We start from the raw sequence: 12,178 nt of genomic DNA, 5'->3' as shown, positions 1-12,178 counted from the left end.
TTATTTACCTTCCTGTTCAGACAATAAAATTGTTAGATGAGAAAATGGTTTTATTATTTTTGCTCCACGACCTCTAGCACGAGCGTGGAAACGTTTCATAACTAAACCTTTTCCAACATAGGCTTCTTTGACTATTAATTTATCAATATCTAAGGAATGATTATTTTCAGCATTTGCAATAGCGGATCTTAATGCTTTTTCAACATCATTAGATATTCTTCTCTTAGAAAATTGTAATATGGAAATAGCTTTAGATGCACTCTGTTTTCTTATCATTTGCGCAACTAAATTAAGTTTCTGTGGGCTAACTCTTATATTTTTCAATACAACTTTAGCTTCGTTGTCTAATTCTCTACGTTTATTTTTTTCTTTACCCATAAATTTATCCTAACGCTTAGATTTTTTGTCAGCTGTATGACCATAAAAAGTTCTAGTTGGTGAAAACTCACCAAGTTTATGACCGACCATAGTCTCTGTTATTGTAACGGGTATGAATTTTTTTCCATTATAAACGCCAAAAGTAAGCCCAACAAATTGGGGCATCACAGTAGATCTTCTTGACCAAGTTTTAATAACATCATTTCTACCTGAGTCTCTAGCTATATCTGCTTTTTTTAATAAATAACCGTCCACAAAAGGACCTTTCCAAATAGATCTTGTCATTTTATCAATCCTATGCTTTTCTTCTTCTGATTATTAATTTATCTGTTCTCTTATTATTTCTAGTTCTATATCCTTTGGTAGGTTTACCCCATGGAGTAACAGGGTGCCTTCCACCAGAAGTTCGGCCTTCACCACCACCATGAGGGTGATCAACAGGATTCATCGCAACACCTCTAACTGATGGTCTCTTTCCAAGCCATCTATTTCTTCCTGCCTTTCCAAGATTTGTATTTTGATTATCAGGATTAGACACAGCCCCAATTGTGCACATACAAGATGACAACACAAACCTGACTTCACCTGAAGTTAATCTTAGAATAGAATATGATAGATCTTTGCCAATTAATTGAACGTATGAACCAGCTGAACGAGCTAATTGTCCACCCTTTCCTGGTTTAAGCTCAACATTATGAATAATTGTACCAACTGGAACTGCAGTTAGAGGCATTGAGTTACCAGGTTTAATATCAGCCTTACTTGCTGAAATGATTTTGTCGCCCGCCGCTAATCTTTGTGGGGCAATAATGTATCTATATTCATTATCTTCATATTTTATAAGAGCAATGTATGCAGTTCTATTTGGATCGTATTCGATACGCTCAACAGTTCCTATTAAGTCCATCTTATTTCTTTTAAAATCAATTATTCTGTAACGCCTCTTGTGGCCTCCACCCCTTTGCCACATAGTTATTTTTCCAGAGTTGTTTCTTCCTCCTGCTTTATTTAATCCTTCAGTTAGTTTCTTAACTGGCTTACCCTTATACAAATCTGATTTATCAACTAACACTAATGCTCTTTGACCCGGTGTATTTGGTTTAAATTGTTTTAATGCCATCTTAAGCTCCTACTGATAAATCTATTGTGTTACCAGGTACTAGCGTAACAATAGCTTTTTTAGTGTCAACTCTGCGTCCCAAAATCCCTTTAAATCTCTTAACTTTACCTTTAAGCAGGATAGTATTAACTGACTTAACTTTAACTGAATATATTTTTTCAATTGAAGACTTTATATCTATTTTATTAGCATCAAGTGGAACTGAAAAAACAACTTTGTTAAATTCAGACAATTGTGTAGCCTTCTCAGTTATTATAGGGTTTAAAATTACTTGATATGCTCTATTCGCACTAATTCTAGGATCCACTTTTTTTCTTGGCCTTATACTCATAACAAGCGCTCCTCAACAGACTTTACAGCATCATCAATAATTACCAGATTGTCTTTTCTAATTATGTCATAAACGTTTAAACCTTTGTAAGAAAGCACGTCTATATTTATTAAATTACTTGCAGCTCTAATAAAATTTTGATCTATATCGTTACCTGATATGATCAGAACATTTTTCAAACCCATCACATCTAATTTCTTCTTTAAAGATGAAGATTTTCCATCGCACTTGGATCCTTCTAATACAGTCAGTTTCCCAAGTTTAAATTTATCAGACAAGGCAGATTTCAATCCATGAAGCTTTATTTTTTTGTTTAAACTATGAGAGTGAGAGTGAACCACTGGCCCATGGGCCATTCCACCCCCTCTAAACTGTGACACGGCGCCAGATCCATGCCTTGCTTTTCCAGTTCCTTTTTGTTTGTACATTTTGGCTGTTGTCATTTTAACTTCACTTCTTGTCTGGACAGAGTGATTGCCCAACCTTCTTTTAGCTAACTGCCACCTTACAACCCTAGCCATTATATCAGCTCTTGGATCAATGCCAAAAACTTTTTCATTTAGCTCTACATCTTTACCAGGCTTGTTACTTAAGCTTAATGATTTAATTTTCAACTTGATCTCCTTTGTTTTCAGGATTGTCATCAGTTTTTTTATTGTCTGCTATAATATCAACACCTTTAGATGAATCTTGATCATTCAACAAATACAGACCAGCTGGAAATGGAGCTGCATCAGGCACTTTAGATTTAATAGCATCTTTTAACATTACCACGCCGTTTTTAGAACCCGGAACCGAACCTTGAACAAGTATCAAGTTTTCATTTTCTATTAATTTAACTACAGTTAGGTTTTGAGTTGTTATTCTAACATTTCCATATTGGCCAGCCATTTTTTTACCTTTCCAAGTTCTCCCTGGATCTTGACTGTTACCAGTTGAGCCATGAGCTCTATGACTTATGGACACACCATGTGAAGCCTGCATTCCACCAAAGTTATGTCTTTTCATTGAACCAGCAAAACCTTTACCTTGAGAAACCCCAACAACATCAACTTTTTGGCCTGTCACGTAGTGGTTAACACTTAATTTGTCACCTACTTTAAGAAGTGCTTCTTCAGAGACCCTAAACTCAGCCACTCTTTCTTTTGGCTCAGATTTTGATTTAGCAAATACGCCTCGCATTGGCTTATTAGTGTGTTTCAGTTTTTTATTGTGGAAACCTAATTGGACAGCTGTATACCCATCTTTTTCAACTGTCTTGGTGGAGAGCACTTCAGCATCTTCCAATCTTAAGACAGTAACAGGAATGTGCTCACCTTTATCGTTAAATACACGAGACATGCCTAACTTTCTAACTATAACTCCACAGCGCATAATATTATCCTTTAAAGCTTAATTTCAATATCAACACCAGATGCCAAGTCTAACTTCATTAGCGCATCTACAGTTTGAGGAGTAGGCTCAACGATATCTAATACTCTTTTATGTGTTCTCATTTCAAATTGCTCTCTACTTTTCTTATCAACATGAGGTCCTCTAAGAACAGTGAATCTATTTAATGAAGTAGGTAGAGGAATAGGACCACGTATTTTGGCCCCTGTTCTTCTTGCAGTGTTAACAATTTCTGAGGTAGATTGATCAAGAATCCTATGATCGAATGCCTTTAATCTAATTCTAATATTTTGATTATCCATAAATTGACCTCATTACTTTAACTATTAATTACCTACTATTTAAGACTGAATACTTGAAACCACTCCAGCACCAACCGTTCTTCCACCTTCTCTTATAGCAAACCTTAAACCTTCATCCATTGCTATTGGTGCAATTAATTCTACAGTTATTGCTATATTATCACCCGGCATCACCATTTCAGTGCCTGATGGAAGCTCAACAGCTCCAGTTACATCTGTAGTTCTAAAGTAAAATTGAGGACGGTAATTACTAAAAAATGGTGTATGTCTTCCACCTTCATCTTTGTTTAATATATATGCCTCGCCTTTGAATTTTGAGTAAGGCTTAATTGAACCAGGCGCAGATAAAACCTGACCACGCTCAACATCTTCTCTTTTTGTACCTCTGAGAAGAACCCCAACGTTATCTCCAGCTTCACCAGAATCTAATAACTTACGAAACATTTCAACACCAGTACAAGTTGTCTTGGTTGTTTCTTTGATCCCAACAATCTCAATTTCTTCTCCAACCTTTACTATTCCTCTTTCAACACGTCCTGTAACAACAGTACCTCTTCCTGAAATTGAAAAAACATCTTCAATAGGCATTAAAAAAGGCTTATCTTTATCACGAGCTGGCTGAGGAATATAAGAATCAACCGCTGCCATCAGCTCATTTATAGAATTGATGCCTATAGCTTCGTCACGATTCTCTAGTGCAGCTAATGCACTACCTTTTATAATAGGGATATCGTCACCTGGAAAATCGTAGCTGCTTAAAAGCTCACGAATTTCTAATTCTACTAACTCTAAAAGCTCTTCATCATCAACTTGATCAACTTTGTTCATGTAAACAACTAATGAAGGAACACCAACCTGACGAGCTAATAATATATGTTCTTTAGTTTGAGGCATAGGACCGTCAGCAGCATTAACAACTAAAATAGCACCATCCATTTGAGCCGCCCCAGTAATCATGTTTTTTACATAGTCAGCATGACCTGGACAATCAACGTGAGCATAATGACGGTTTTCAGTTGAATACTCAACGTGAGCTGTAGAGATAGTTATACCTCTTTCTCTTTCTTCAGGAGCCTTATCAATTTGGTCGTAAGCAGAAAAATCAGCACGACCAGCATCTGCCATAACTTTTGTAATTGCAGCGGTTAATGTTGTTTTACCGTGATCAACATGGCCTATTGTTCCAATGTTGCAGTGCGGTTTACTACGATCAAATTTTTCTTTAGACATCTTTTAGAACCTTTCTATTACTTTTTATTATTACTTAAGCTAGTTTTGCCTTAACTTCATCTGCTACAGCTTGTGGAACTTGATCATAATGATCAAATATCATTGTATACTGAGCTCTACCTTGGCTCATTGATCTCAGATTATTTACATAACCAAACATATTAGCTAGTGGAACCATTGCATTTATAACTTGAGCATTACCTCTTGCGTCCATGCCATTAACTTGACCTCTTCTGCTATTTAAATCCCCAATAATGTCACCCATGTACTCCTCAGGTGTCACACACTCAACTTTCATGATCGGCTCTAATAACGCCGGTGAAGCTTTTTTCATTCCTTCACGAAAAGCAGCTCTTGCTGCAATTTCAAATGCCATGACCGAAGAGTCAACATCGTGATAGGCACCATCATGCAAATTGACCTTAAAATCTATAGCTGGAAAACCAGCTATAATACCAGATTCCTTGGCTTGTATAAGGCCTTTTTCAACACCAGGAATATATTCAGATGGAATATTCCCGCCTTTAATAGTATTTAAAAATTCAAAGTCTTTGTCGGGGTTTGGAGAAAAGGTCATCTTCACTCTTGCAAATTGACCAGATCCACCTGACTGCTTTTTGTGAGTGTAATCAACCTCTACCTCTTTAGTAATTGTCTCCCTATAAGCTACTTGAGGAGCACCAATATTAGCCTCAACTTTAAATTCACGTTTCAGACGATCTATCAGAATATCAAGGTGCAATTCACCCATTCCCTTCATGATTGTTTGACCAGATTCTATGTCAGTTGAGACCTGGAAAGAAGGATCTTCTGCAGCCAATCTAGCAAGTCCAGTAGACATTTTTTCTTGATCATTTTTTGATTTAGGCTCAACAGCAATTTCAATAACTGGATTAGGGAAAGTCATTGTCTCTAATACCACTGACTTTAGTGGATCAGACAAGGTGTCACCAGTTGTTGTTTCTTTCATACCAGCTAAAGCAACAATATCACCTGCAAAAGCTTCATCTATTTCTTCTCTATTATTAGAATGCATCATCATCATTCTACCTACACGTTCTTTTTTTCCTTTAGTAGAATTTAATAGAGCATCACCTTTTTTAATTGAGCCTGAATAAACTCTTAAAAAAGTTAGTGATCCCACAAATGGGTCATTCATAATTTTAAATGCTAATCCTGAAAAGGGCTCCTGATCACTTGCTCTTCTTTCAATGTTTCTAGTTTCTGAAGCATCTCCAGGCATAAAACCAACATAAGGAGGCACATCCAAAGGATCAGGAAGAAAATCTATAACTGAGTTCAACATTGTTTGAACTCCTTTGTTTTTAAAAGCAGAACCACAAAGAACAGGCACAAAGTCCATTGCTAGAGTACCTTTTCTTATAAGTTTTCTGAGCGAAATTTCATCAGGCTCTTCACCTTCCAGATATTTTTCCATCCACTCATCGTCTTGCTCTACAGCAAGTTCCAAAAGTACAGCTCTCATTGATTTTGCTTTATCCTTAAGGCTTTCTCTAATATCACGAATGGTCCAAGAAGCACCTAAATCTTCAGAGTCCCAAACCCATTCCTTCATTGACACTAAATCAACAAGACCAGCAAATTCATTTTCTGCGCCAATCGGTAAGTTTATAGGCATTGGTGTAGCACCTGTTCTATCCTTAATCATGTCAACGCATTTAAAGAAATCAGCCCCAATTTTGTCCATTTTATTTACAAAAACTATTCTTGGAACTTTGTATCTATCAGCTTGCCTCCAAACTGTTTCTGTTTGAGGCTCAATACCTGCATTTGCGTCAAGCACAACCACAGCTCCGTCTAGAACGGCTAAAGAGCGCTCTACCTCTATAGTAAAATCAACGTGACCAGGGGTATCAATAATATTGAATCTAAATTTAGCCTCATCTTCAGATGCTCCATATTGAGTATCATAGCTTGTACCGTCTTCAGTTCTAAACCAAAAGCAAGTCGTTGCAGCTGAAGTTATAGTAATTCCACGTTCTTGCTCTTGCTCCATCCAATCCATGGTAGCATTTCCATCGTGCACCTCACCAATTTTATGTGATTTTCCAGTGTAATATAGAACCCTTTCTGATGTTGTTGTTTTTCCAGCATCAATGTGGGCAATTATACCAAAGTTTCTATATCTATTTAAATTATATCCACGAGCCATCTTTAATCCTTAATTTTTTTTTACCAGCGATAATGTGAAAAGGCTTTATTAGCTTCAGCCATTTTATGAGTGTCTTCTCTCTTTTTCACAGAAGCACCCCTATTAGCAGAAGCATCCATTAATTCACCACTTAATCTCTCAGTCATTGAGTTTTCAGATCTGTTTCTACTACTATTAATTAACCATCTGATGGCTAATGCTAGAGCCCTTTCAGATCGAACTTCAACCGGCACCTGGTAAGTTGCACCCCCAACCCTTCTAGACCTTACTTCCAGCTGAGGTTGAACATTCTCCAAAGCTTCATGAAAAATTTTGACAGCTTCTGAACCTGATTTCTTTTCAATAACTTCGAAAGCACCATATACAATTTTTTCTGCTGTAGATCTTTTGCCATCATACATCAAACAAGATGTAAATTTAGAAACAATTACGTCACTAAATTTAGGGTCAGGCATGACCTCTCTTTTAATAGCTTTTCTACGTCTTGACATTATATTATCCTTTTTTTACTTAGGCCTTTTGGCACCATATTTAGATCTTCTTTGACGCCTGTCCGCAACACCCTGTGTATCAAGAGTTCCTCTTATGACGTGATACCTAACACCTGGTAAATCTTTTACCCTTCCGCCCCTTATAAGAACGACTGAGTGCTCTTGTAAGTTATGACCTTCTCCAGGTATATATGAGGTGACCTCAAATCCGTTAGTAAGTCTTATTCGAGCAACTTTTCTTAATGCAGAATTAGGTTTTTTCGGAGTGGTTGTGTAAACTCTAGTACAAACTCCTCTTTTTTGAGGACATGATTGCATAGCAGGAACTTTAGTTTTATTAACAGATCTAACTCGACCATGCCTTATAAGCTGATTAATAGTAGGCATCTTTAATTCCTTCGTAAAAACGATATGACTAGAGATGAAAGTCATACGAAAATTATTATTTAAAATCATTATTAATAAGCTAGCGTCTAATTTAAAATTACTACCAGAACTTAATAATTGCGGGATTGTATTATTTACAATCTATTTGGTCAAGAACTAAAAACTTAAATTTTAACCAATACTACCTTTGCCTAAATTGTTTCCTCATTTACTTCCTTATTTGCTGCGTCAATCAAAGCTTTTTCTTGTTTTGCATTAGCTTCTAATATTTCCTTATCTCTTCTGTTTGCAGTCATTCTCAACTTATTCACTATTGATCCTGTTCCTGCTGGAACAAGACGTCCAACAATAACATTTTCTTTTAATCCCAATAAAGAATCAGATTTTCCTGATACTGCCGCCTCAGTAAGAACTCTAGTAGTTTCTTGAAATGATGCAGCTGAAATAAAACTTTCAGTTTGCAAGCTAGCTTTTGTGATACCCAATAATATTGGAAATCCTTTTGCAGGCTCAATATTCTGTTCTATAGCTTTTTCATTGGCTTTCTTAAACTCTAACCTATTAACATGCTCACCATTAAGAAATGTAGTTCCTCCATGCTCAGTAATTTCAACTTTTTGCAACATTTGTCTTACAATGACTTCAATATGCTTGTCATTGATTTTAACGCCCTGAAGTCTGTAAACATCTTGAACTTCTTTTACTAAGTAATCAGCTAGAGCTTCTACCCCAAGTATATTTAAAATATCGTGCGGAACAGGGCTACCATCTATTATCATATCGCCTTTTCTAATAAAATCACCTTCTTGAACAGCGAGTAATTTCCCTTTTGGAACCATATACTCAACAGGATCAATATCCACATCTTGAGAAACAACCCTAATCCTTCTTTTAGCTTTGTAGTCTGCACCAAATTCTACGACACCGTCACTTTCCGAAATAATTGCAAAATCCTTCGGCTTCCTAGCTTCAAACAATTCAGCCACCCTTGGCAAGCCACCTGTAATATCCCTTGTTTTTGAGCTCTCCCTTGGAATACGTGCTAGAACAGAACCTGCTTTTACTTTACTACCGTTTTCGACACTTAATATAGCATTCATAGACATAAAGTATCTTGCTTCTAGCCCATTTGGTAAATTAATTACTTCACCTTCTTCGTTTCTTAAAGTAATTCTTGGTCTTAAATTTGATCCACCAGCTTGTTGTTTCCAATCTAATACAACCCTGTTACCTATACCTGTAGTTTCATCAACAACTTCTCTCATTGAAATACCGTCAACAAGATCAACATAGTGGGCTGTACCTTCTTTTTCAGTTACAATTGGAATTGTGTATGGATCCCATTCAGCTAAAATTTGGCCTGCTTTTACGGTTTCACCGTCTTTTTTTAATAACTTTGCACCATATTGTAATCTATAACGAGCTTTTTCTCTTCCTTGATCATCTAATATAAGCATTTCTGAAGACCTAGAGAGTACCACTTCGCTTCCTTCTTCCGTTGTTACTGAAGACGCATTATCTAATTTTAACTTACCATCAAAAGGAGCTTCAATTTTTGACTGCTCGGCTCCTCTTTGAGCAGCCCCTCCTATATGGAATGTTCTCATTGTCAATTGCGTCCCTGGCTCACCAATGGATTGAGCGGCTATTACTCCAACAGCTTCACCAATATTTACAGGTGTACCTCTTGCCAGATCTCTTCCGTAACAAGCAGCGCAAATACCGGGCTGAGTATCACAAGTTAATGCAGATCTGACTTTGACTTGATCTATACCAGCTTTTTCAATCTTATCGACATCATCTTCATCAAGAATAGTTCCTTTTTTGACTATTATGTCTTTTCCTTTATTACTTAAAACGTCATTAGTTACAGTTCTACCTAAAATTCTTTCTGTAAGAGGTTCTATAATATCTCCGCCTTCAATCACAGCACGCATAACAAAACCATTTTCTGTTCCACAGTCTTCATCCGTTACTATACAATCTTGAGCAACATCAACCAACCTTCTAGTTAAATAACCAGAATTAGCAGTTTTAAGAGCAGTGTCAGCTAACCCTTTTCTAGCTCCATGAGTAGAATTAAAGTATTCAAGCACATTTAAACCATCTTTAAATGAAGACTTAATTGGAGTTTCAATAATTTCTCCAGAAGGTTTAGCCATCAAACCTCTCATTCCAGCTAGCTGTTTTATTTGAGCTGCAGAACCCCTTGCTCCAGAGTGAGCCATCATCCAAACTGAGTTTACAGGCTCACCAACTTTAATAGTTGAAATATTCTTCATCATTTCAGCTGCTACATCGTCAGAGCATTTTGACCAAACATCAACAACTTTGTTGTATTTCTCACCTTGAGTAATCAATCCATCTTGGTATTGTTGTTCAAAGTCTTTGACCTGCTTTTCAGCCCCAGCCATTAAGCCAGCCTTAGCTTGTGGAGTTTCAAGGTCCGATATGCCAAACGAAATACCTGCTGTACAAGCGTGCTTAAAACCCATTGACATCAATTGGTCACAAAATATTACAGTATCTTTTTGACCACAATGTCTGTAAACGTAATCAATAACATTAGTCACTTCTTTCTTAGTCATTAATTTGTTTATCGTATTAAATGTTACAGATGAATGTTTTGGTAAGAGAGTTGACAACTTTGCTCTACCAGGGGTAGTTTCAACGATTTCAACAACAGGATTACCTGACTTATCATACGTGTTTACTCTGATTTTAACTTTTGCCTGAAGGTGAACCTGATTATTATCTAAAGCCATCAAGGCTTCAGATGAGGATGAAAAAATCATACCTTCGCCCAATACTGATTCACTTATCATAGATAAGTAATATAGACCAAGAATTATATCTTGAGACGGAACAATAATAGGTTTACCACTAGAAGGAGACAAAATGTTATTAGTAGACATCATCAAGACTCTTGCTTCCAACTGAGCTTCAAGCGACAAAGGAACGTGAACAGCCATTTGGTCACCGTCAAAGTCAGCATTGAAAGCTGTACACACTAAAGGATGTAAGTTAATGGCTTTGCCTTCAATTAATACAGGCTCAAAAGCTTGTATACCTAATCTATGAAGAGTTGGAGCTCTATTAAGCATTACTGGATGCTCTCTAATTACCTCTTCAAGAATATCCCATACCTCAGGCCTCTCCTTTTCAACCATTCTTTTAGCCGCTTTGACAGTACTGGCTAATCCATAAAGCTCTAATCTTGAGTATATAAAAGGTTTAAAAAGCTCTAAGGCCATTTTTTTTGGAAGACCACACTGATGCAGCTTTAATTCAGGACCAACAACTATTACTGATCTCCCTGAATAATCAACTCTCTTACCTAATAAATTTTGTCTGAACCTGCCTTGCTTACCTTTCAACATATCTGATAAAGATTTTAGTGGCCTTTTATTAACACCTGTAATAACCCGACCCCGTCTACCATTATCAAATAAAGCGTCTACAGATTCTTGCAACATTCTTTTTTCATTGCGAATAATTATATCTGGCGCTCTTAATTCTATGAGTCTTTTTAGACGATTGTTTCTATTTATAACCCTTCTGTAAAGATCATTTAAGTCTGAAGTTGCAAACCTTCCTCCGTCTAATGGTACTAAAGGACGTAATTCAGGCGGTATTACTGGAACAACTTCAAGTATCATCCATTCTGGCTTAGAACCAGAATCAATAAATGATTCTACTAATTTCAATCGTTTAACTAACTTTTTTCGTTTAATCTCAGAACCTGTTTTAATCAAATCATCTCGAATTTTAATCAGTTCTTCATCTAGATCCATTTCAACTAATATTTTTTTAATAGCTTCTGCACCAATAGAGACCTCAAAACTTTCGTCTCCAAATTCATCAAGAGCATTCTCATAATCTTCTTCGTTAAGCAACTGTCCCTTTTGTAGAGATGTTAACCCAGGCTCTGTCACTATGAAATACTCAAAATAAAGCACTCTTTCTAGATCTTTGAGGGTCATATCTGTAAGCAACCCTATTCTAGACGGCAATGATTTTAAGAACCATATATGCGCTACTGGGGAAGCCAAATCAATATGCCCCATTCTCTCCCTTCTAACTTTAGAAAGAGTTACCTCTACGCCACATTTTTCACAGATAATTCCTCTATATTTCATACGCTTGTACTTGCCACAAAGACACTCATAATCTCTAACAGGTCCAAAAATTTTAGCGCAGAACAATCCATCGCGCTCTGGTTTAAATGTTCTGTAATTTATTGTTTCTGGCTTCTTTATTTCTCCAAATGACCAGCTCTTAATTGCTTCTGGAGAAGCAATAGATATACTTATTTGATCAAAACCTTTAGTTACCCCTGTTTGGCCAAAGGTATTCATAAGTTCATTCATATTT

Annotated in this window: 12 protein-coding genes; all 12 read right to left on the bottom strand. The window is 36.5% G+C overall.

What is annotated here, in order from left to right; translation table 11 throughout:
• Entirely contained in the window at positions 1 to 378 is a 378-nt protein-coding gene (gene rplV, locus ABXT66_RS02520; RefSeq protein WP_443644092.1) for a 50S ribosomal protein L22, read from the bottom strand.
• A gap of 9 nt (positions 379 to 387) precedes the next feature.
• Positions 388 to 663: a 30S ribosomal protein S19 gene (gene rpsS, locus ABXT66_RS02515; RefSeq protein ID WP_443644091.1), complete on the bottom strand. Its 276-nt coding sequence runs from the start codon at positions 661 to 663 to the stop codon at positions 388 to 390.
• A gap of 10 nt (positions 664 to 673) precedes the next feature.
• On the bottom strand, positions 674 to 1,498 hold the full coding sequence (gene rplB, locus ABXT66_RS02510; RefSeq protein ID WP_443644090.1) for a 50S ribosomal protein L2: 825 nt from the start codon (positions 1,496 to 1,498) through the stop codon (positions 674 to 676).
• Position 1,499: 1 nt separating this feature from the next.
• Entirely contained in the window at positions 1,500 to 1,829 is a 330-nt protein-coding gene (locus tag ABXT66_RS02505; protein ID WP_443644089.1) for a 50S ribosomal protein L23, read from the bottom strand.
• Positions 1,826 to 2,443, bottom strand: coding sequence for a 50S ribosomal protein L4 (gene rplD / locus ABXT66_RS02500; RefSeq protein WP_443644088.1), 618 nt, complete (start codon positions 2,441 to 2,443; stop codon positions 1,826 to 1,828). Before rplD ends, ABXT66_RS02505 begins: the two co-directional genes overlap by 4 nt.
• Positions 2,433 to 3,203: a 50S ribosomal protein L3 gene (gene rplC / locus ABXT66_RS02495; protein ID WP_443644087.1), complete on the bottom strand. Its 771-nt coding sequence runs from the start codon at positions 3,201 to 3,203 to the stop codon at positions 2,433 to 2,435. Before rplC ends, rplD begins: the two co-directional genes overlap by 11 nt.
• A gap of 11 nt (positions 3,204 to 3,214) precedes the next feature.
• On the bottom strand, positions 3,215 to 3,523 hold the full coding sequence (gene rpsJ, locus ABXT66_RS02490) for a 30S ribosomal protein S10 (RefSeq protein ID WP_443644086.1): 309 nt from the start codon (positions 3,521 to 3,523) through the stop codon (positions 3,215 to 3,217).
• Positions 3,524 to 3,562: 39 nt separating this feature from the next.
• Positions 3,563 to 4,753: an elongation factor Tu gene (gene tuf / locus ABXT66_RS02485; RefSeq protein WP_443644074.1), complete on the bottom strand. Its 1,191-nt coding sequence runs from the start codon at positions 4,751 to 4,753 to the stop codon at positions 3,563 to 3,565.
• 34 nt (positions 4,754 to 4,787) lie between these two features.
• Positions 4,788 to 6,926: an elongation factor G gene (gene fusA / locus ABXT66_RS02480; protein ID WP_443644085.1), complete on the bottom strand. Its 2,139-nt coding sequence runs from the start codon at positions 6,924 to 6,926 to the stop codon at positions 4,788 to 4,790.
• A gap of 20 nt (positions 6,927 to 6,946) precedes the next feature.
• Positions 6,947 to 7,417: a 30S ribosomal protein S7 gene (gene rpsG / locus ABXT66_RS02475; RefSeq protein WP_443644084.1), complete on the bottom strand. Its 471-nt coding sequence runs from the start codon at positions 7,415 to 7,417 to the stop codon at positions 6,947 to 6,949.
• 15 nt (positions 7,418 to 7,432) lie between these two features.
• Complete coding sequence (gene rpsL / locus ABXT66_RS02470) at positions 7,433 to 7,804, bottom strand: 30S ribosomal protein S12 (RefSeq protein ID WP_443644083.1); 372 nt, start codon at positions 7,802 to 7,804, stop codon at positions 7,433 to 7,435.
• A 191-nt stretch (positions 7,805 to 7,995) separates the two neighbouring features.
• Positions 7,996 to 12,174, bottom strand: coding sequence for a DNA-directed RNA polymerase subunit beta' (gene rpoC / locus ABXT66_RS02465; protein ID WP_443644082.1), 4,179 nt, complete (start codon positions 12,172 to 12,174; stop codon positions 7,996 to 7,998).
• Positions 12,175 to 12,178 lie beyond the last annotated feature (4 nt).

This window comes from Candidatus Levibacter sp. Uisw_134_01 (assembly GCF_047717795.1).
In the GTDB taxonomy this organism is placed as follows: domain Bacteria; phylum Pseudomonadota; class Alphaproteobacteria; order Puniceispirillales; family Marisalimonadaceae; genus Marisalimonas.
The sequence above is the reverse complement of the archived record's forward strand: the minus strand, read 5'-3'. Positions and strand labels throughout refer to the sequence as shown.